This is a genomic window from Bacillus cereus group sp. Bc061 (genome assembly GCF_027715825.1).
GTDB classification, from domain to species: Bacteria; Bacillota; Bacilli; order Bacillales; family Bacillaceae_G; genus Bacillus_A; species Bacillus_A paranthracis.
Window position 1 is genome coordinate 439,907 of record NZ_JAQFTZ010000001.1, and the last position, 20,957, is coordinate 460,863.

Genomic DNA, 20,957 nt, shown 5'->3' on the forward strand with positions numbered 1-20,957 from the left:
TAATTTTCACATCTGTGAGTAAGTAGAGGTTTTTGTTGTGATATATGGATATTTCAATTGAAAAAGTAAAGTGGATTATATTTTAAAATAAAGACATGAAAGCTTGAAAATAAAGGGAATGAAAATACTTCTTTACGTTATATAAATAGCTGTGTTTAAATGACCTTACAGTATAAAACTTATATGAAAACAAAACGGAATTTCATATTTACGTACGTTATTTAGTTTAATATGAATAATATTTTTATGTAATATATTCACTGTGTGAATGTGGAAATTGCTATAAAATAGAAATTTTATACAATGTTATTCATACTAATCACATATGAAAAAATAATAAAATGTTTTGTGAAGATAAGTAAGTACTGTAGCAATACGAGAGAGGTGGTTCATACATGGATTGCGGTGAGAACGTTCTCTATTTTAACCATCTCAAATTATGGGGAAGAAAATAGAATAATAAAATGCGATAGTAATAGTTGCTAATACATAGGAGGAGTTAAAGTGAAAAAGACTTTAATTACAGGGTTATTGGTTACAGCAGTATCTACGAGTTGTTTTATTCCTGTAAGCGCTTACGCTAAGGAGGGGCAAACAGAAGTGAAAACAGTATATGCACAAAATGTAATTGCTCCAAATACATTATCGAATTCAATTAGAATGTTAGGATCACAATCACCACTTATACAAGCATATGGATTAGTTATTTTACAACAGCCAGACATTAAGGTGAACGCGATGAGTAGTTTGACGAATCATCAAAAATTTGCAAAGGCAAATGTAAGAGAGTGGATTGATGAATATAATCCGAAGTTAATCGACTTAAATCAAGAGATGATGAGGTATAGTACTAGATTTAATAGCTATTATAGTAAGCTCTATGAACTAGCAGAAAACGTAAATGAAAATGAACAGGCAAAAGCAGATTTTACAGGCGCATATGGAAAATTACAATTGCAAGTACAAAGCATCCAAGAGAGTATGGAGCAAGATTTATTAGAACTAAATCGATTTAAAGCAGTATTAGACAAAGATAGTAATAACTTATCGATAAAGGCTGATGAAGCAATAAAAACACTACAAGGATCAAGTGGAGATATTGTGAAGTTAAGAGAAGATATTAAAAGAATTCAAGGGGAAATTCAAGCTGAACTAACTACTATATTGAATAGACCTCAAGAAATTATTAAAGGTTCTATTAATATCGGTAAACAAGTATTTACAATTACAAATCAAACTGCACAAACGAAAACAATTGATTTTGTTTCTATCGGTACTTTAAGTAATGAAATTGTAAATGCTGCCGATAGTCAAACGAGGGAAGCGGCTCTTCGTATTCAGCAAAAACAAAAAGAGCTTCTACCACTTATTCAAAAATTATCACAAACTGAAGCAGAGGCGACACAAATTACATTCGTTGAAGATCAAGTAAGTAGCTTTACAGAACTAATTGACCGTCAAATTACAACTTTAGAAACGTTGTTAACGGATTGGAAAGTTTTAAACAATAATATGATCCAAATTCAAAAAAATGTTGAAGAAGGCACATATACAGATAGTAGTTTACTACAAAAACATTTCAACCAAATTAAAAAAGTAAGTGATGAAATGAATAAACAAACGAATCAATTTGAAGATTACGTTACAAACGTTGAAGTACATTAAAAATAAGTAACGATATAGGGAGAGAAGAAAAATGACAAAAAAACCTTATAAAGTAATGGCTCTATCAGCACTTATGGCAGTATTTGCAGCAGGAAACATTATGCCAGCGCATACGTATGCAGCTGAAAGTACAGTGAAACAAGCTCCAGTTCATGCGGTAGCAAAAGCTTATAATGACTATGAGGAATACTCATTAGGACCAGAAGGCCTAAAAGATGCAATGGAAAGAACAGGTTCAAACGCTTTAGTAATGGATCTGTACGCTTTAACAATTATTAAACAAGGTAATGTTAACTTTGGAAATGTATCGTCTGTTGATGCTGCTTTAAAAGGAAAAGTGATTCAGCACCAGGATACAGCTAGAGGAAATGCGAAGCAATGGTTAGATGTATTGAAGCCACAGCTTATTTCAACAAATCAAAATATCATTAATTACAATACGAAATTCCAAAACTATTATGATACTTTAGTTGCTGCGGTTGATGCAAAAGATAAAGCGACGCTTACGAAAGGGTTAACTAGATTATCAAGTAGTATTAATGAAAATAAAGCGCAAGTAGATCAGTTAGTAGAAGACTTAAAGAAATTCCGAAATAAAATGACGTCGGATACGCAAAACTTTAAGGGTGATGCAAATCAAATTACATCTATTTTAGCTAGTCAAGACGCTGGAATTCCGCTATTGCAAAATCAAATTACAACGTACAATGAAGCAATTAGTAAATATAATGCAATTATTATCGGTTCATCAGTTGCGACAGCTCTAGGGCCAATTGCAATTATCGGTGGTGCAGTAGTTATTGCTACAGGTGCAGGAACGCCGTTAGGAGTGGCGTTAATTGCAGGTGGTACAGCAGCTGTAGGCGGTGGTACAGCTGGAATCGTATTAGCAAAAAAGGAGCTTGATAATGCACAAGCTGAAATTCAAAAAATAACAGGACAAGTTACAACTGCTCAATTAGAGGTAGCAGGATTAACAAACATTAAAATACAAACGGAGTATTTAACAAATACAATTGATACTGCAATTACAGCGTTGCAAAACATTTCAAACCAATGGTACACAATGGGGTCAAAATACAATTCTTTACTTCAAAATGTAGATTCAATTAGTCCGAATGACCTTGTTTTTATTAAAGAAGATTTAAACATTGCGAAAGATAGCTGGAAAAACATTAAAGACTATGCAGAAAAGATTTATGCTGAAGACATTAAAGTAGTAGACACAAAAAAAGCATAATCGAATACGAATCGTTAGAGCGTTAAGTGTTGATGAATGATTTGAAGCTCCTGTTCAGTTGTGAGCAGGAGCTTTTTATACTCTTATAAAGAAACTAGGTGAAAAGTATGCAGAAACGATTTTATAAGAAATGTCTTTTAACATTAATGATTGCTGGGGTGGCAACGAGTAACGCATTTCCTTTACATACTTTTGCAGCAGAACAAAACGTAAAAATACAACAAGAAAATGCGAATGATTACTCTCTTGGCCCAGCAGGATTCCAAGATGTAATGGCACAAACAACATCGAGCATATTCGCGATGGATTCATATGCAAAATTAATTCAAAATCAGCAAGAAACGGATTTAAGCAAAATAAGTTCGATTAATGGTGAGCTTAAAGGGAATATGATTCAGCATCAAAGAGATGCAAAAATGAATGCGGCGTATTGGTTAAATAGTATGAAGCCTCAAATTATGAAAACGGATCAAAATATTATTAATTACAATAATACTTTTCAATCGTATTATAATGACATGTTAATAGCGATTGATCAAAAGGATAGCGGAAAATTAAAAGCGGATTTAGAAAAGTTGTATGCGGATATTGTAAAGAATCAAAATGAGGTAGATGGATTATTAGGAAATTTGAAAGCTTTTCGCGATAGAATGGCGAAAGATACAAATAGTTTCAAAGAGGATACAAATCAGTTAACAGCGATATTGGCAAGTACGAATGCAGGTATTCCAGCTCTAGAGCAACAAATAAATACATATAACGATTCGATTAAAAAGAGTAATGATATGGTTATTGCTGGTGGCGTACTTTGCGTAGCTCTAATAACATGTCTTGCTGGCGGACCGATGATTGCCGTCGCGAAAAAAGATATCGCAAATGCAGAACGAGAAATCGCTAATTTAAAAGATAGAATTTCTGGAGCGCAAGCAGAAGTCGCAATTTTGACAGATGTAAAAAATAAAACAACAAATATGACTGAAACGATTGATGCAGCAATTACAGCACTGCAAAACATATCAAATCAATGGTATACAGTAGGGGCAAAATATAATAACTTATTACAAAACGTAAAAGGAATTACTCCTGAAGAGTTTACGTTTATAAAAGAAGATTTACATACAGCAAAAGATAGCTGGAAAGACGTAAAAGATTATACAGAAAAATTACATGAAGGCGTAGCGAAGTAAACAGTGGACTAGTTCTGCTGTTTATTTTTTTATCCTGTTTTTGTGAGAGGTGGACTTGTAATTTGATATATAAATTTCTGATCAAGTCTTTTATATTTAATGTTTTAATGAAAAAAGCTATACTGTAAGCAAAACTAAAAATTGGAAAGGAAATACTAGAACATGGAAAATTATCTATTATTTATCCTTACAGCAATGTTAATCATAATGATGCCTGGTCCTGGTTTTGCACTAGTTACAAAAAATACTATCTCGCATGGTAAAAGTGGTGGGATAAAGACAGTTTTAGGAACGATATCTGGAATGATGATTCATACAATAATGGCTACGTTAGGACTCTCTGCTATTCTAATGAAATTTGCTATGTTATTTACATTTATAAAATGTGCTGGGGCTTTTTATTTAATTTACTTAGCTGTAAAGTCAATTAAAAGTGCCTTACATAAAAAAGAAGATATGTCAGGTCCAATAGAAATGGACTCTAAGAATATTGGGGCAATTAAAAGCTTTAGACAAGGATTTACTACGGCAATTTTAAATCCAAAAACTGCTGTGTTCTTCCTTAGTTTTTTACCTCAATTTATTGTAAGTAATCAAAATCATTTCCTCCAATTTCTTTTATTAGGAGTCACATTTACGACTTTGACCGCAATATGGTATTTGCTTTATATCTCGCTAATACGTCAATTAAGAACTTTTTTAAGAAAAGAACGAGTGAACCGTATAATGTAGGGTATTACGGGCGCAGTATTATTAGTATTTGGGGTTAGATTATTTTTCCAAAAATAAATATGTATATGAAAAGAGAAATAATCAATAGTGGTTATTTCTCTTATTTATTCTAATACTATTTCACACTTACATACTAATTTGAGTTTTAAAAATGAGTTTCTTAATAATCCGACCTGTTTGCTTAATAAAAAGATTCTACATTATGGGAGATAAGTCGCCCGTAAACGCCTAATTTGTGAGGGATGATAATCAGTAGGGGAGGGACAAACTCCCCATTGATTAAATTTCATTGTATATACTAAGCGGAGTAGAAGTTCAGGTATATAAAATTCAGTAGTCGAAATTTCTTGCATAAAGCTGTATAATGCTTGTAACGAAAAGGAAATACAGGAAAGGATTTGTATTGAGTTACTATGGATAAAGATAAACAACAATTAAGTGTTGAAGTTGCAAGATTATATTATCAATCAGATTATAGTCAGCAAGAAATTGCTAACAAATTAAATATTTCAAGACCGACAATTTCTAGACTATTAAAGTACGCGAAAGAAAAAGGATTTGTTCAAATTAGTATAGCCGATCCATTTGCTGATTTAGATAATGTCGGCAATTTACTGAAAGAAAAATATAACTTGTTAGAAGCACATGTTGTATTTTCCCCAGTGCCAGAATATGCAACGATTACAGAGTATATAAGTAAATATGCAGCTGAGTATATGGAAAAGACGGTTAAAAACGGTGATATCGTTGGTGTAAGCTGGGGAATGACGATGTATGAAATCGCTAGAAAAATCGTACCACAACATGTAAAAGGTGTAGAAGTTGTCCAGCTAAAAGGTGGTATTAGCCATTCGAGTGTAAATACATATGCAAATGAAACCATTGCATTATTTGCAGATGCTTTTCAAACGACGCCAAGAAATCTACCTCTTCCAGTTATATTTGATAATGCAGTGACAAAAGAATTAGTAGAGCAGGATCGACATATTCATCACATTATCGAAATGGGGAAACAAGCGAATATTGCAATTTTCACTGTAGGAACAGTGCGAGACGAAGCGCTATTATTCCGATTAGGTTATTTCGATAAGGATGAAACGAGTTTACTCAAAAAACAATCGGTCGGTGACATTTGTTCACGTTTCTTTGATGGAGACGGAAATATTAGTAGTGAAGAAATTAATAAGCGAACCATCGGAATTGAGTTAGAAGAACTAAAATTAAAGAAACGCTCTATTTTAGTTGCAGGTGGTAATAGAAAAATAAAAGCAATTGATGGTGCGTTACGTGGCGGATATGCAAATGTATTAATTATCGATCAGCATACGGCGAAAGAATTGTTACATTATCAAAAAGAAGATTAGAAATAAAAGGCTTTCTCAAGATATTCATTTTGAGAAAGCCTTTTATTTTGTTATGTATGAATTATGGGATTATTTTTGAATACAAATTGCCTTTTTTAAAATAATTATGGATATTGAGATACATACTACCATTGTTAATATAAAAAATTTGAATTTATATATGAAGTATTTCTTAGTTAGAATGCGCTTTATTTACTAGAAGGAAATTCCTTTTTAAAAAGAATGAACAAAATTTCAAAAGTATATTTACATTTGTTCAACTAAGAGTTAGAATGAAGTTGTTAAAAGATATGAGGAGTGAAGATAATGAATATTGCAAAGTTAATTGACCATACAATTTTAAAAGCTAATGCTACAAAAGAAGATGTTATGAAAGTAATCGAAGAAGCAAAGGAATATAAATTCGCTTCTGTTTGTATTAACCCAACATGGGTAAAGCTAGCTGCTGAAGAACTAGCTGGACATGATGTAGATGTTTGTACTGTAATCGGTTTCCCATTAGGAGCAAGCACGACTGAAACAAAAGCATTTGAAACAAAAGATGCTATCGCAAAAGGTGCAACTGAAGTTGACATGGTAATCAACGTAGGCGCTTTAAAAGATGGCGACGACGAACTTGTTGAAAAAGACATTTATGAAGTAGTACAAGCAGCAAAAGGAAAAGCTCTTGTAAAAGTAATCATTGAAACTTGTCTATTAACAGATGAAGAGAAAGTACGCGCTTGTGAATTATCAGTAAAAGCTGGTGCTGACTTCGTAAAAACTTCAACTGGATTCTCAACTGGCGGAGCAACTGCTGAAGATATCGCATTAATGCGTAAAACAGTAGGACCAAACGTTGGTGTAAAAGCATCTGGTGGTGTTCGTACACGTGAAGATGCAGACAAAATGGTAGCTGCTGGAGCTTCTCGTATTGGAGCAAGTGCTAGTGTTGCAATCGTATTAAATGATGCAAAAGGTGCTACAGATAACTACTAATCATTAGTGAAGTCAAGGGCAATAGATACACAAAGTAAAGTGTATCTATTGCTTTAACAATTGAAAGAAATGTAAGCGGATACGAACGCGGGAGGAGACGGCTTATGAAATACTTAATCGGTGTTTTTGGCCTCGTATTGATTTTAGGTATCGCTTGGCTTGCTAGTAATGATAGAAAGAAAGTCAAATATCGTCCAATCATAACGATGGTTATATTACAATTCATTTTGGGGTTTCTATTATTAAATACAAGTGTAGGGAATATATTAATTAGCGGAATAGCAGATGGTTTTGGAGAGCTATTAAAATATGCCGCTGACGGTGTAAATTTCGTATTTGGTGGATTAGTAAATCAAAAAGAGTTTTCATTCTTTTTAAGTGTATTAATGCCAATCGTATTTATATCAGCTTTAATCGGTATTTTGCAACATATTAAAGTGTTACCTATTATTGTGAAATCTATCGGTCTAGCATTAAGTAAAGTAAATGGAATGGGGAAACTAGAATCATATAACGCTGTTGCTTCTGCGATTTTAGGACAATCTGAAGTGTTTATTTCAGTTAAGAAACAATTAGGATTATTGCCAGAGAAAAGAATGTACACATTATGTGCATCTGCAATGTCTACCGTTTCCATGTCTATCGTTGGATCGTATATGGTGTTATTAAAACCCCAATATGTTGTAACCGCTTTAGTGCTTAACTTATTCGGGGGCTTTATTATTGCTTCTATTATTAATCCTTATGAAGTTACTGATGAAGAAGATATGTTAGAAGTACAAGAAGAAGAAAAAAAGACTTTCTTTGAAGTATTAGGGGAATACATTATTGATGGATTTAAAGTTGCGATTACAGTAGCAGCTATGTTAATTGGTTTCGTTGCTCTTATCGCATTCATTAATGCAGTATTTAAAGGTGTAATCGGTATTTCATTCCAAGAAATTCTCGGTTATGCATTTGCACCATTTGCATTTATTATGGGTGTACCTTGGCATGAAGCAGTTAATGCTGGAAATATTATGGCAACAAAATTAGTATCAAATGAATTTGTCGCTATGACAGATTTAGCACAAGGAAACTTTAATTTCTCAGATAGAACGACAGCGATTATATCTGTATTCTTAGTTTCATTTGCAAACTTCTCTTCAATTGGAATTATTGCAGGGGCAGTTAAGAGCTTAAATGAAAAGCAAGGGAATGTAGTCGCAAGATTTGGTTTGAAATTACTTTTCGGTGCAACATTAGTAAGCTTCTTATCAGCAACAATCGTAGGCTTATTATTTTAATAGATTCATATCATATAAAAAGGAATGGTGATTGTAATGAGAATGGTAGATATTATTGCGAAAAAACGTGACGGCAAAGAATTAACAACTGAAGAAATCAAATTCTTTATTAATGGTTATACAGACGGAAGTATACCTGATTATCAAGTAAGTGCACTTGCAATGGCAATCTTCTTTAAAGATATGACAGATCGCGAACGTGCAGATTTAACGATGGCAATGGTGGAGTCTGGAGAAACAATCGACTTATCTGCAATTGAAGGAATTAAAGTAGACAAACATTCAACTGGTGGTGTTGGTGATACAACAACATTAGTATTAGGGCCATTAGTAGCTGCTTTAGATGTACCAGTAGCAAAAATGTCTGGTCGTGGTTTAGGACATACGGGCGGAACAATTGATAAATTAGAAGCAGTAGAAGGATTCCACGTTGAAATTACGAAAGAGCAGTTCATTGATATTGTAAACCGTGACAAAGTAGCTGTTATCGGACAAACAGGAAACTTAACACCTGCAGATAAAAAGATTTATGCATTACGCGATGTAACAGGAACTGTTAACTCAATTCCTCTAATTGCAAGTTCAATTATGAGTAAAAAAATTGCAGCTGGAGCTGACGCAATCGTACTTGATGTAAAAACAGGTGCTGGCGCGTTTATGAAAACAGAAGAAGATGCAAAAGAATTAGCACATGCAATGGTACGTATCGGAAATAATGTAGGACGTCAAACTATGGCTGTTATTTCAGACATGTCACAACCGCTTGGATTTGCAATCGGTAATGCTCTAGAAGTGAAAGAAGCAATTGATACATTAAAAGGTGAAGGTCCAGAAGATTTAACAGAATTAGTACTCGTATTAGGAAGTCAGATGGTTGTACTTGCGAAAAAAGCTAATACATTAGAAGAAGCGCGTGAAATGTTAATTGAAGTGATGAAGAACGGAAAAGCAACTGAGAAGTTTAAAGAGTTCTTAAGCAATCAAGGTGGAGATAGCTCGATTGTAGACAATCCAGAAAAAATGCCACAAGCGAAATATGTAATTGATGTACCTGCTAAAACTTCAGGTGTTATTTCTAACATTGTTGCTGATGAAATCGGTATCGCAGCTATGCTACTTGGTGCTGGTCGTGCAACAAAAGAAGATGAAATCGATTTAGCAGTAGGATTAATGTTACGTAAAAAAGTGGGCGATGCAGTAAAAGAAGGCGAGCCATTCGTAACGATTTATGCAAATCGCGAAAATGTAGAAGATGTAAAAGCTAAAATTTATGAGAACATTTCTATCGCTGAAACAGCAGTCGCTCCTAAATTAGTTCATACAGTTATTACTGACTAATCATAATTACACTTACTTTGAGGGGGAAATAATATGGATAAGAAAAAATATATTGAAGAAGCAAATAAGATGTTAGAAAAAGCATATATTCCGTATTCAAAATTTCCTGTTGGGGCAGCATTAGTTACGAAAGAAGGTAAAATCTATACTGGTTGTAATATAGAAAATGCTTCTTATGGTTTATGTAACTGTGCAGAAAGAACAGCAATCTTTAAAGCAGTATCAGAAGGTGAGCGCGACTTTAGTTACTTAGTTATTACAGGAGAAACGGACGGACCGATTTCACCGTGTGGTGCTTGTAGACAAGTAATTGCTGAATTCTGTGATCCGAAAATGCCTGTATTACTAACGAATGTAAAAGGCGATGAAAAAGAAGTGACTGTTGAGCAATTACTTCCAGGTGCTTTTACAAATGACGATTTAAAATAAGTTAAAAGCCATTTTGCAATATTAATTGCAAAATGGCTTTTTTGTTTGAAAATTGAATGTAATATTTTGTTCATATTCCGTTCATAAACTTTGCGTAAAATGATTGCAGCGAATATGGAAAGTTTACAGCAGGAGGGATATAATGAAGAAATTCTATAATGGTGCTTGTAGTTACTTATTAATTTATGATTTTGCTCAAAAAGTCATTTAAATAGATAGGAGTGGAAAGTATGATAGCGCTTTTATCAAGTATTGTTGCAGTCTGTATGGCTGTTGGTGTCATGTTTCTTCGCTTTAAAGCAGCGAAAAAACCGGTAACGAAAAAGAAAATTATATTGCCGCCAATTTTTATGAGTACAGGCGCAATGATGTACTTTTTACCAGAGTTTCGATTAACATCGTTAGAAATAGTCGAGGCAATTAGTATAGGGCTTATTTTCTCTATTTTTCTTATTAAAACAACTAAGTTCGAAATAAAAGGCGAACATATATTTATGAAACCGTCAAAAGCATTCATATTTATTTTAGTAGGCCTATTAGCTGTACGCGTGGCATTAAAGTCATATTTAAGCCAATCAATTGATTTGGCAGAGTTAAGCGGAATGTTTTTCTTACTCGCTTTTGCAATGATTGTATCGTGGAGAATTGCTATGTATCGCTCGTATGCTAAATTAGAAAAAACAATAAAAAGAGCTGGAATTTCTAAATAGGAAATCCAGCTCTTTTTATGTTTTATTGAAATTCTTTTGCGCGGAACTCATTTGCTTAATTTTAAACGTATTTGAGCATCTTGTAATGCGGCTGGTGTTACGTTAAGACCATTTTGATCAACAATTTTTGTGTTTAATAAAATGGAATCTAAGCTTCCACGAAATGTTTGTGTATAGTTTTGACGTAGCATTTGTTGTTCTTGTTTTTCATCAACTGTTAATCCAGTTGCTTTTTCTTTTTTTGATAATTCGTTAATACGGAATAAAATGTTTTTCATTTGTTTCACCTCTAGTTTAATTTAATTACATTAGTTGCTTACTAATGTATAGTTATTGTAACGTGTAATTTTAATTATGTCAACACCATCAAAAAAGGTTAAAAATTGACGAAAAATTGTAACAATAATAAAATGAATTGATTAGATAATTATTTTTTAATCATACATAGAACGCTAGGGGGATTATTATGAAATCAACATTTTTTGCTCAAAATAGAGAACGATTAGTAAACACATTACCAGATGAATCGATTACAATTTTATTTGCTGGTCAAGCACCTCATATGTCAGCGGATGCACATTATAAGTTTGTGCCGAATCGGAATTTTTATTATGTAACAGGAATCGATGAACCAAATGTTATTTTTATGCTGAAAAAGTTTGGGAATTGTGTAGAAGAGACACTTTTCATTGAAAAATCAGATCCAGTAATGGAAAAATGGGTCGGTAAAACAGTTTCTAAAGAAGAAGCAGAGAAAATTTCTGGTATAAAGAAAGTTGTATATTTAGATAGTTTTGAAAAGACAATGTCAAATATACTCTTCACAGAAAATGTGAAGCATCTATTTTTAGATTTAGAGCGTCGTGAGTGGAATGGTACAGAGACAAAAACATTAGCGTTTGCTAAACATGTAAGAGAACAATACCCCCACGTAACAATTGGTAATATATATCCAAATATTTGTGAATTACGAGTGTTTAAAACAGAAGAAGAAATTGAAATTATGAAAGAAGCGATTGCTGTAACGAAAGACGGTATTTACAACGTACTTAAGCATGCAAAAGCAGACATGATGGAGTATGAATTAGAAGCTCAATTTGATTTTACACTGAAATCATCTGGCATTAAGCATCATGCGTTCAATACAATTTTGGCGAGTGGGAAAAATGCTACAGTTCTTCATTATGAAGATAATGATGCGCAAATTCAAAATGGTGATTTAGTATTACTAGATTTAGGTGCTCAAAAAGACTACTATAACGCTGATATTAGTTATACATTCCCAGCAAATGGAACATTCTCTAGTCGCCAAAAACAAATTTATAATATCGTATTAAAAGCATTGAAAGAAACAACAGAGATTATTAAGCCAGGCTTAAAGTTCGCTGCATTAAATGAGCATGCTAAAAAAGTACTTGCAGAAGGGTGTAAAGCGGTTGGTTTAATTCAAGAAGATGAAGAGTTATCAAAATATTATTATCATGGTGTCAGCCATTTCCTTGGTTTAGATACGCATGATGTAGGGACATACAAAGATAGAGTATTAGAAGAAGGCATGGTTATTACAATTGAACCTGGTCTTTATATTGAAGAAGAATCGATTGGAATTCGTATTGAAGATGATATTCTTGTAACGAAAGACGGATACGAAAACTTGTCAAAAGATATCATTAGAGAAGTTGAAGAGATTGAAGCGTTTATGAGTGTAAATAATGAACATGTCAAAGGAAAACAAGCTGTAGTTAAATAATAAGAAAGTCATCATTAATTTATTTGAACTTTATCTCGAATCGTGGACAATTAAAAAATCCATGATTCGGGATAGGGTTCTTTTTATCTTCGAAATACTAATCTTTAATTATTAATCCTAATAAAGTCGCAAACTGAACAGCTTGATATGTAGATACTTTACATCCCCTTAAATCGCTCACTGAAACTGTCAGAGTATTAAAATTAGAAGAGCTAATATCGATCCCCTTCAGTGATGTCTGGTCAAAATTAGCTTCGTCAAGGCTACATAATTGGAATTCAACTTTTTTTAGTTTACAGTCAAAAAAATCTGCACTATTTAATGAAGTTTCATTAAATACAATCTTTTCTAGTTTAGAATTTCCAAATGCAGCTAAGTTCAAAATAGAATTCTCAAATTTAACATTTCCTAAGCTAGATTCTGCAAAATTAACCCCGATTAATTTACTGTTTTTAAATTCAACTCTGTGAACAGAAGAATTGCTTAAATTAACATTTGATAAATCACAGTTTTCAAAACAAACATCTGTAATATCAATATTGCTAAAGTCTGTATTCGTGAACTTACAATTCTTTATCACGGCATCATATAATCGTACTCTATCCACAGATTCATTTTCGAAAGTGGAATCGATAATTTCACACATTTCTAGTGTAGGATCTTCTTCATAAAAAATATCTTGAAAATTTTTTGAAGATAACTCTGGTGAAATTTTTGGTCTATCAATTTTCATGGTATATCAATCCTCTTCTATTTGATATATAAGTGTAATTTAGGTTTAGTGAATCCCCGAAAGGAACATTAGTTCTTATTATACACAATCATACGTTTTTTTGTGAAGAGGATTTTGGCTACCTTTTTCTAATTTAATAATCACAGTGTTATTGTTTCTTAAGAAATAAAGCCCTAATAAATAGGAGAACTGCTAATACATTCGTTACAGAGAAATCCTCTTGCATACCTAAAAGTATCGCTTCTTCTAAGGTTTCTGATTTAATAATTTTGTTTTAAGTGTTAGTGCATATGTTGTTTATACTCGTGTGAAGTTGAAGGAGTAAAATCGGGGAATGTTATGAATACCGAAACAATAATTACAACACTAATTGAAAGCAATAACAAAAAGCATCGTTGGATCACAGTAGAAAACCTTTCTGATAAAATTTGAATTATAAATGACATAGTAATCGTTATAGTAAATAAAAGGCTGATAAACAGTATACTATGAGCTTGTTGCGCATTTAGCATTTCTGTAATCATTGCCCCCATCATACTTGCCATTACCCCAGAGAACATTCCTTCTAAAGCAGTATATAGATGAAAACGTAGACCAACTAAAAAGCCGATACAACCACTAATTAAAATCGCAAGCAAAGTAGAATATAGCAATTCTCCTTTAAATAGAATACCTAAATAAAAACCTATACTTAAACCGATACTCATACTAAAAGACATAATAAATACCATATACTCCATTAGGGTACCACTACGTTTCGAAATATATGATGTAATAATAATTGAGATACAGCAAAGCATTAAGGCAGTTAATGTATAAGCAAACATCATGATACCTCCCTGTCCTATCATTCACTTCATCATATGTTCATATAGAGAGTACTTATGCTTATTTATATCTGCATATTATCTGCACAATTTCATAAATGAAAGCAAGGTGGCGTTTGATTTTTTTACGTGTGAACATGTGAAAGAAAGTGTTATATAATGAGTTTCTATTGTGAAGCAATAAAGAATAAGCGTATAATATTATAGTTATCCCATTACTCGGGACAACCCGCGAATGATAAATAAGATTGTTGTTTTATCATCGCTTCTAAACAGATAGACAATGAAAGTAACAGTGGAATACAGATAGGGAGTTATAAAATGAAATTAATTATTGCCGAGAAACCAGATCAAGGTTTGGCTCTTGTTTCACAATTTAAATATCGCCGGAAAGATGGATATTTAGAAGTAGAAGCGAATGAGTTATTTCCAAATGGAGCGTACTGTACATGGGCAATTGGTCATTTGACGCAGTTATGTAATCCAGAACATTATCACGCAGAGTGGAAAAAATGGTCACTTGATACGTTACCGATGATTCCAGAGCGTTTTCAATTTGAAGTAACAAAGTCGAAGTATAAGCAATTTAACGTTGTGAAACAGCTGTTACATAATCCACAGGTAACAGAAATTATTCACGCGGGCGATGCTGGGCGTGAAGGGGAATTGATTGTACGAAATATTATTAACCTTTGCAACGTGCAAAAGCCAATGAAGCGTCTTTGGATTTCCTCTTTAACGAAGCAAGCTATTTACCAAGGATTTAAAAACTTGCTTGATGAATCAGACACGATTAATACGTATTACGAAGCATACACAAGATCTTGTGCTGACTGGGTTGTTGGTATGAATGCATCGCGTGTGTTTAGTATTTTGCTAAAGAAAAAAGGAATGAATGATGTATTTTCAGCTGGTCGTGTACAAACACCGACACTCGCGTTAATCGTAAAGCGTGAAAAGGAAATAGAAAACTTTAAGTCAGAGCCGTTCTGGGAAGTGTTCGCAACCTTTAATATAGAAGGAAAGAAGTATGAGGGGAAATGGGAGAAGGATAGTGAATCCCGCTTAAAAGACCCTGATATGGCGAATAAAATTGCGGCATTTTGCCAAGGTAAAACGGCAGTAGTGAAGGAAATGAAAACGGAGCGTAAAGAATTTCAGCCGCCGCTTTTATTTAACTTATCATCACTGCAAGCAACGGCAAATAAAGCCTTTAAGTTTTCACCGAAAAAGACGCTTGATATAACGCAAGCACTATATCAAAAAGGGATTGTTTCTTATCCTCGTTCGGATTCCAACTATGTTACACAAGGTGAAGCGGCAACATTCCCTGATATTTTACAGAAGTTAAGTCAGTTTGATGAATATAAAGGTTTATTACCAGCTCCGGTTGAATCGATTATGAATAATAAGCGTTATGTGAATGAAAAGAAAGTAACAGATCACTACGCCATTATTCCGACAGAGCAAGTTACAAACCCAAGCAGATTATCAGGTGATGAAAAGAAAATTTACGATATGATCGTAAGAAGGCTTATTGCAGCTCATTATGAAGTTGCAATCTTTGACTATACAACAATTGTAACGCTTGTAGATGAACGTGCTGAATTCATTTCAAAAGGAAAACAGCAAATTCAAGAAGGATGGCGTAAAGTTATTTTCCAAGACGATAAAGATGACGAAACCATTCTTCCAATTGTAGCTGAAGGTGAAGAAGGAAAAGTTGTAAAGGTGAAAGTGAAAGAGGGAAAAACACAACCACCGAAGCGTTATACAGAAGGACAACTTATTACGTTAATGAAAACAGCTGGTAAGTATTTAGAGAATGAAGAGCTTGAGAAAGTATTAAAGAAAACAGAAGGTTTAGGTACAGAAGCGACCCGTGCAGGTATTATTACGATGCTAAAAGACCGTAAATATATAGATGTGAAGAAGAACCAAGTGTATGCGACCGATAAAGGGAAAGTATTAATTACCGCAATCGGTGACAAAATACTAGCTTCACCAGAAATGACCGCAAAATGGGAGCAACGTCTTGCGGAAATTGGGGAAGGTACAGCATCACCAGCAACTTTTATGGAACAAACGAAAAAATTATCAGCTAAAATTATTGAAGATGCGGTTGAAATGTCTGAGAAGTGGGATTTCACTGGATTACATGTTGAATCGATTGAGCGAAAAGGATCGAAATTTACAACAGGTAAAAAGGTTGGTAGCTGTAAAAAATGTGATGGCGATGTAATTGATAAGTCAACGTTTTACGGCTGTTCTAATTACAACACGACACAATGTGACTTTACCATCTCGAAGAAGATATTAAGTAAAACAATTTCGCAAAAGAATATGACAAAGCTCTTAAAAGGTGAGAAAACCGATTTAATTAAAGGCTTTAAAAAGGGCGAGAAAACATTTGATGCGAAATTAGAGTGGAAAGATAATAAGATTAATTTTGTATTTGAGAATTAATTTGTTAAAAGAGCATGACATAAAACTGTCATGCTCTTTTGTTTTTCTTTTATATAAAATTTAACGATAAAAAAAAATCTTTAAATAATAATTTTTTATTGTAAAACGATAAAACTTGTATTAAAATCAAAATCATAATAAATGAGTGAGGTGCTTTTGTTAAAAGGTAACAACCTTATTTTTAAAATTAGAGGAGGTATAACTATGAACATTAACAATTTGATTGTTAAAAATATGGATAACCCCCATGAGTTGGAGAAGATGTATAGAAAAGATCCGAAAGCTTTTAAAAAAGCATTCTCACAAGCATGGGACCAAAACCCTGATTCTCAAGTTCTAGGTGCTTGGTATGAAAGGTTGCATTTCAAGGAGAAAGTAAATAAAGAAAAAACATCTTTGTTTCAAAAAGGTTTCTTATTCATGGGCCTTTTAGCTATTCTGGCCGGCATAAGCACCAGGATCATTTTCCACTTTGTCGAGCAGGAAGCAATTGCTCCAATTAACCTGGCTTTTGGTGTAATTCCCTTTATCGCTGCTTATTTTGTTTACAATAATACCCCGAAAAAAAGTATTATTTATTTCCTTGCAGCGTTGTTCCTAATTGCCGGGTTGTATCTTAATATGTTGCCATTAAATTATAAAGACAGTATTATCCTTGCTTATTTACATCTTCCTATATTTTTATGGATCTTGGTAGGACTTGCATTTACAGGAAATGAATATTCAAAAGGTAATACAAGATTAGCTTATATTAAATTTAATTTAGAATATGGTCTTCTCTACGCGAGCATGGCAGTGAGTGGAATGATACTAGCAGTATTCACCATGCGATTATTTAGTTTTGTTGACTTGGATATAGGAGAGTTCTATTTTAGTAATGTTGTTTTATTTGGAGCTGCCGCTCTCGCTGTAGTGGCTGCATACTTAGTATCATTGAATCTTAAACTTGCTAAAAATATTACACCATACATATCTAAAATTTTTAGTCCACTTGTCTTGATTACGTTGCTAATCTATCTTATAACGGTTATATGGGTCGGGAAAAATCCTTTCTTGGACCGCAATTTCTTAATGGCCTTCAACGGAATACTCCTTGGCGTGTTGGCCGTTACCATATTTTCTATCGTTGAGAGTGATTCGGATGAGAAAAAGAACATTTCAGATTATATAAATTTTGCCTTAATTGTTCTGGCGCTTATTATTGACACTGTCGCTTTATCAGCCATTGTATTCAGACTTTCTTCTTACGGGATTACACCTAATAGACTTGCTGTTTTAGGGGTAAACATACTGATCTGGGCAAATTTAATTTGGATTATGTCTTCCTATATGCGGTTCTTGCAAAGCAAATCAGGACCGACAGCTATCCAAGATGCCGTTACGAAGTATTTACCAATTTACGGACTTTGGGCAGCTTTCGTTATATTTACGTTTCCTATCATTTTTAATTAGAAAGGTCTTGTTAACGTAACGACAAAATTGTTAAAAGAAGATGATAGATGTCATCTTCTTTTAACTGTATAAAAAAACATATTGAAATTATTTTGATGTAAAATATAATGAATTTAGATAATTAAATAAAAACTTCTTATTAAGAGAGGTGGAGGGACTGGCCCTTCGAAGCCTCAGCAACCTTATGTGATATAAAGGTGCTAAATCCTGTAGGATCTAAAATTCCTAATAGATAAGATGCGGTTATAAGTAAACCTTCTTCTTATTTTGAAGAAGGTTTTTTCTCATTTAAATAGAGGTTTTGAAAGGTGGTGAGGAAGAATTAAAGAAAATATACAAGAGGAAAATGGAGGATGCAGTGAATAATGAAATTGAGGATTTAAAAGAGAATAGCACAAGTATTTGGAGCAATAAAATTTTTTCGTATTTTTTCTTAGCAAGTTGCATTTCTTTAATAGGTAATTCTATGGTTACGCTCGTTTTACCGTTATGGGTAATGAAATTAACGAACTCTCCATTACTTGTTTCTGGAGTAAACGTTGCAATTGCGACGACGGCGATTTTATTTGCACCTGTAACAGGAACGTTAGCAGATCGAATGTCGAGAAGAAAGCTTATGATAATTGCGGATGTTATGAGATGTATCGTCATGATTTTAATTGCAGTTATAGCATTTTATAATAAAATGCTATACATTCCGTTACTAATTTTACTTATAATACGCTCAATTGGGAGTGCTTTATTTACTCCGGCTTCAAATGCAGCATTAGTAACATATGTGGAAGAAAAGCATGTTCAACAGGCGATTACGCTGAGGCAAATATCAATACAAACCATATCGGTAGCTATTCCTTTAATGGCTAGCTTTTTAATTAGTATTTTTAATTTTCATGGAGTATTTTTGTTAGATGCAATTACATTTTTTATATCATTTTTAATTTTAATGAAAATTAAATTTCCACGTGAATTAAAAGTAGAAAAGAAAAAGCCTTTTTACGAAGACTTTAAAGAGGGTTTCTCCATATTTAATAGTAATCAATCATTGAAAACATTGCTTATGAGCGCTGCGCTTATTAATTTACTTGGAGCGGCGTGTATGCTTTCGCTACAAGTAATAGTTGTTAGAGAAATGGACCTTTCTACGGGATGGTATAGTATAGTTTTTGCGGCATCACCGATAGGGATTTTAATAGGAGCATTTATTACGAAAAAGATTCGTACATATAAAACGATTACGACTGCTTTTATATTTACAGCTATTATGGGGGTTTTTAATGCTGCAATGGGTACGACGTTAAATCCGGTATTATTTTCAGTTTATTATTTTCTGTCAGGAATTGCATTTGGGGTAAGTAATATATATTTTGGAGTGTTGTATAGAAAGTTAATTCCAAATGAAGTGCAAGGAAGATTTTTTGGTTTTTTAAATTCGTTATTATTAGTATCAACCCCGGTTGGAATTGCAATAACGGGATATTCCTTAGAGTCAATTTCAGCTTCTATTGTATTTATTATAATTGGTATTATTACGTTTCTAGTTTCGGTTATTTCATTTGTAATGATAAATAAGAAATAAGTGTTGTATGAGATTTTTCAAAAATAAAAAACGTCCTGCTATAGGACGTTTTTTATTATATATATTGCCGTCTTTTCTTAATAAGTAACAACACTTGTGAAACACAAGCAAGTACTGGCAGTTCAATTAACGGTCCAATAACGAGTGCAAGTGCAATAAGAGGCTCGTCAGGGAAAGCAGTCACAGCAATAGCAAGAGCAACAGGTGAGTTTCTTGCTAACGTTGTTAAGTTTAGACTTACTGTATCTTTATAAGATAAACGCATAACGTGCCCGATAAATTGTCCTAGTACAAAATTAATGATGAAGAACAATAGAACAGGAATGAGTAATAATAAAACGACATTCATATTTTGTAGTAAATATTTACCTTGTGATGCAAACATCGCTACGATTGCTAAACTTAAAAATACAATTTGGGCAGAGCTGAAAAACGGAATGAGTTTATTCTCGAGCGTTTCAGCTTTTTTCAGTTTATTCATAATGAATTTTGTAGCGTGTGCAAGTAAAAATGGTAAGACGATTACGATAACAATACTTTCTACTAAAACAGAAACCGCAACAGTCTTCATAACACCAGCGAATAAAAATAAATAAATGGGAAGTAGTAGTACTTGCAAAATTAAATTTACTGGTAAAATCGCTGTAGAAAGTGCTACATTACCTTTTGCTATTTCAGTAAAGATTAAGTACCAATCTGTACACGGAGTAACCATTAGCATAATAAATCCAACCCAAAGCGCAGGGTGATCTGAAAGAAATAGTGCTCCTAATCCCCAAGCGAGTAAAGGTGTCCATAAGAAGTTAATAGTAAGACTTGTTCCAGCAAATTTTAAATTGCGAAATCCATTTTTTATTTCTTTTAATGGGATGCTGAGGAATAATCCATATAGCATGAAAAATAAAAAGGGAACAATAAATTTGTCTGAATACATATGTATAACATTAAATTGTCCAAGTATGATGCCGCATGTAACAGCAAAAAGAATAATAAAAGTTTGAATCTTTTCTATCGTGCTCATGAATGAATCCTTTCTAAATATGAATTTTCCTCTCTAATTTTATTATACAAGTAATAAGGCTGTAATTTGGTGTTCAATTGTATTTTAGTAAATATTTTTAATTTGAGATTTATTTTTTTATTAAAAGTTACTTGACTAAAGTAAGTGACTATATTACAATCACTTACATAAGGTAATTAAATAACAAAAAGTTTTAATTAACT

The 20,957-nt window shown here is 33.0% G+C and carries 18 protein-coding genes and 1 riboswitch; of the genes, 14 read left to right on the forward strand and 4 right to left on the reverse strand.

Annotation, left to right across the window (positions count from 1 at the left end):
* Nucleotides 1-504: 504 nt before the first annotated feature.
* The 10 genes from nheA (at nucleotide 505) to PDQ40_RS02355 (ending at nucleotide 10,929) form a co-directional block, all read left to right on the forward strand.
* Nucleotides 505-1,665: a non-hemolytic enterotoxin NHE subunit A gene (gene nheA, locus PDQ40_RS02310; RefSeq protein ID WP_000751839.1), complete on the forward strand. Its 1,161-nt coding sequence runs from the start codon at nucleotides 505-507 to the stop codon at nucleotides 1,663-1,665.
* Nucleotides 1,666-1,696: 31 nt separating this feature from the next.
* The gene (gene nheB, locus PDQ40_RS02315; protein WP_000162969.1) at nucleotides 1,697-2,905 is read left to right on the forward strand and encodes a non-hemolytic enterotoxin NHE subunit B; all 1,209 of its coding nucleotides are present in this window, start codon (nucleotides 1,697-1,699) and stop codon (nucleotides 2,903-2,905) included.
* Nucleotides 2,906-3,012: 107 nt separating this feature from the next.
* A complete protein-coding gene (gene nheC, locus PDQ40_RS02320; RefSeq protein ID WP_001172007.1) occupies nucleotides 3,013-4,092 on the forward strand; it encodes a non-hemolytic enterotoxin subunit C in 1,080 nt (359 codons plus the stop codon).
* 162 nt (nucleotides 4,093-4,254) lie between these two features.
* Nucleotides 4,255-4,824 (forward strand): LysE family translocator, encoded by a 570-nt coding sequence (locus PDQ40_RS02325; protein WP_270691215.1) that lies wholly within the window; start codon nucleotides 4,255-4,257, stop codon nucleotides 4,822-4,824.
* Between the two features lie 413 nt (nucleotides 4,825-5,237).
* Complete coding sequence (locus PDQ40_RS02330) at nucleotides 5,238-6,188, forward strand: sugar-binding transcriptional regulator (protein WP_000356563.1); 951 nt, start codon at nucleotides 5,238-5,240, stop codon at nucleotides 6,186-6,188.
* 306 nt (nucleotides 6,189-6,494) lie between these two features.
* The gene (gene deoC, locus PDQ40_RS02335) at nucleotides 6,495-7,166 is read left to right on the forward strand and encodes a deoxyribose-phosphate aldolase (RefSeq protein ID WP_001017431.1); all 672 of its coding nucleotides are present in this window, start codon (nucleotides 6,495-6,497) and stop codon (nucleotides 7,164-7,166) included.
* 104 nt (nucleotides 7,167-7,270) lie between these two features.
* On the forward strand, nucleotides 7,271-8,452 hold the full coding sequence (locus tag PDQ40_RS02340) for a NupC/NupG family nucleoside CNT transporter (RefSeq protein ID WP_000876184.1): 1,182 nt from the start codon (nucleotides 7,271-7,273) through the stop codon (nucleotides 8,450-8,452).
* A gap of 36 nt (nucleotides 8,453-8,488) precedes the next feature.
* Nucleotides 8,489-9,790, forward strand: a complete 1,302-nt coding sequence (locus tag PDQ40_RS02345; RefSeq protein ID WP_001983022.1) for a pyrimidine-nucleoside phosphorylase — start codon at nucleotides 8,489-8,491, stop codon at nucleotides 9,788-9,790.
* Between the two features lie 33 nt (nucleotides 9,791-9,823).
* Nucleotides 9,824-10,219, forward strand: coding sequence for a cytidine deaminase (locus PDQ40_RS02350; RefSeq protein ID WP_000358525.1), 396 nt, complete (start codon nucleotides 9,824-9,826; stop codon nucleotides 10,217-10,219).
* A gap of 230 nt (nucleotides 10,220-10,449) precedes the next feature.
* Entirely contained in the window at nucleotides 10,450-10,929 is a 480-nt protein-coding gene (locus PDQ40_RS02355) for a CcdC family protein (RefSeq protein ID WP_000561056.1), read from the forward strand.
* Nucleotides 10,930-10,976: 47 nt separating this feature from the next.
* On the opposite strand, the gene PDQ40_RS02360 is transcribed toward PDQ40_RS02355, so the two are convergent.
* Nucleotides 10,977-11,207, reverse strand: coding sequence for a DUF896 domain-containing protein (locus PDQ40_RS02360; RefSeq protein WP_000789783.1), 231 nt, complete (start codon nucleotides 11,205-11,207; stop codon nucleotides 10,977-10,979).
* Between the two features lie 188 nt (nucleotides 11,208-11,395).
* On the opposite strand from PDQ40_RS02360, the gene PDQ40_RS02365 reads away from it, so the two are divergent.
* The gene (locus PDQ40_RS02365) at nucleotides 11,396-12,679 is read left to right on the forward strand and encodes an aminopeptidase P family protein (RefSeq protein ID WP_000842991.1); all 1,284 of its coding nucleotides are present in this window, start codon (nucleotides 11,396-11,398) and stop codon (nucleotides 12,677-12,679) included.
* 97 nt (nucleotides 12,680-12,776) lie between these two features.
* On the opposite strand, the gene PDQ40_RS02370 is transcribed toward PDQ40_RS02365, so the two are convergent.
* Nucleotides 12,777-13,412 carry a pentapeptide repeat-containing protein gene (locus PDQ40_RS02370; protein WP_000687263.1) on the reverse strand — a complete coding sequence of 212 codons (636 nt, stop codon included), beginning with the start codon at nucleotides 13,410-13,412 and terminating at the stop codon, nucleotides 12,777-12,779.
* A 281-nt stretch (nucleotides 13,413-13,693) separates the two neighbouring features.
* A complete protein-coding gene (locus tag PDQ40_RS02375; RefSeq protein WP_214328762.1) occupies nucleotides 13,694-14,239 on the reverse strand; it encodes a hypothetical protein in 546 nt (181 codons plus the stop codon).
* 321 nt (nucleotides 14,240-14,560) lie between these two features.
* Here PDQ40_RS02375 and topB point away from each other — a divergent pair, with 321 nt between their 5' ends.
* The 3 genes from topB (at nucleotide 14,561) to PDQ40_RS02390 (ending at nucleotide 19,733) form a co-directional block, all read left to right on the forward strand.
* Nucleotides 14,561-16,705: a DNA topoisomerase III gene (gene topB / locus PDQ40_RS02380; RefSeq protein WP_000766745.1), complete on the forward strand. Its 2,145-nt coding sequence runs from the start codon at nucleotides 14,561-14,563 to the stop codon at nucleotides 16,703-16,705.
* Nucleotides 16,706-16,909: 204 nt separating this feature from the next.
* Nucleotides 16,910-18,157 (forward strand): DUF4153 domain-containing protein, encoded by a 1,248-nt coding sequence (locus PDQ40_RS02385; protein ID WP_214328761.1) that lies wholly within the window; start codon nucleotides 16,910-16,912, stop codon nucleotides 18,155-18,157.
* 133 nt (nucleotides 18,158-18,290) lie between these two features.
* A riboswitch (SAM riboswitch) is annotated at nucleotides 18,291-18,396 on the forward strand.
* A gap of 107 nt (nucleotides 18,397-18,503) precedes the next feature.
* Complete coding sequence (locus tag PDQ40_RS02390; RefSeq protein WP_000389106.1) at nucleotides 18,504-19,733, forward strand: MFS transporter; 1,230 nt, start codon at nucleotides 18,504-18,506, stop codon at nucleotides 19,731-19,733.
* A gap of 55 nt (nucleotides 19,734-19,788) precedes the next feature.
* On the opposite strand, the gene PDQ40_RS02395 is transcribed toward PDQ40_RS02390, so the two are convergent.
* Complete coding sequence (locus PDQ40_RS02395) at nucleotides 19,789-20,754, reverse strand: arsenic resistance protein (RefSeq protein ID WP_214328760.1); 966 nt, start codon at nucleotides 20,752-20,754, stop codon at nucleotides 19,789-19,791.
* Nucleotides 20,755-20,957: the final 203 nt, after the last annotated feature.